This window comes from Streptomyces longwoodensis (assembly GCF_001514125.1).
Lineage (GTDB): Bacteria > Actinomycetota > Actinomycetes > Streptomycetales > Streptomycetaceae > Streptomyces > Streptomyces longwoodensis.
This window is the reverse complement of the sequence record NZ_KQ948564.1, coordinates 1-680: the sequence shown is the minus strand read 5'-3', so window position 1 is coordinate 680 and position 680 is coordinate 1. Positions and strand designations below refer to the sequence as shown.

The 680-nt window shown below is 62.5% G+C and carries 2 protein-coding genes; both read right to left on the bottom strand.

Features of this window, described 5'->3' with window-relative positions; genetic code table 11:
* Positions 1-293 (bottom strand): pore-forming ESAT-6 family protein (locus AQJ30_RS32455; RefSeq protein ID WP_067241323.1); only part of this gene is annotated, 293 nt, incomplete at its 3' end.
* 54 nt (positions 294-347) lie between these two features.
* On the bottom strand, positions 348-680 hold a 333-nt coding region (locus tag AQJ30_RS32450; protein ID WP_067241078.1), incomplete at its 5' end, for a hypothetical protein.

The following is a 680-nucleotide window of genomic DNA, read 5'->3' as shown; positions in this document are numbered from 1 at the left end:
GACTTCGCCTTCGCCAGCGTCGACTGCGCCGTACCGTCGTTCTGCTCCAACGTCGACTTCAACAACCCGATGATGTTCTTCACCTCGGTCGACGCACGGTTCCAGCGCTGCTCCTTGCCGTGGTACTCATCCGCCACACCATCCGCAGTGAAATCAGCCATCGCCGCCTTCACCTGACGGTCACGCTGACCGATGACCTCCTCCAGACGCGCGATCACACTCTGGATGTTCCCCTGCGCATCCGTCGACGCACCCACGTCGTACGAACGACGATCCGAACCCGCACCCGCCATCACTGATCACTCCCCGTCAAAAGCAACGCTACGTACCGATACTGGAGTTGGAGCTCAGCGCGCGCCGAAGCGGGCCGCGTCGAAGTTCGCCGCCGACATCTGCTGCCGCGCGTTGTCACCCTGCTCCTGGTCACCCGTGCTGAACGCCGACTCCATCCCCGACTGACCACCCAGGATCGCCGACAGCGAACCGTTCAGCTCACTCGCGATCTCATCCGCACGCGCCTTGAACTGGTCGAACATCACCCGGCCGTTGCCGTTGAACTTGCCCTCCAACGGCTGCGCCGCCTGCACCAACTGCCGGATCAACGAACCGAGATCGTCACTCGAACCCCGCGAATCACGCATCAGGGTCGACAACGTCTGCGCACCCATGTCGAACTTCAT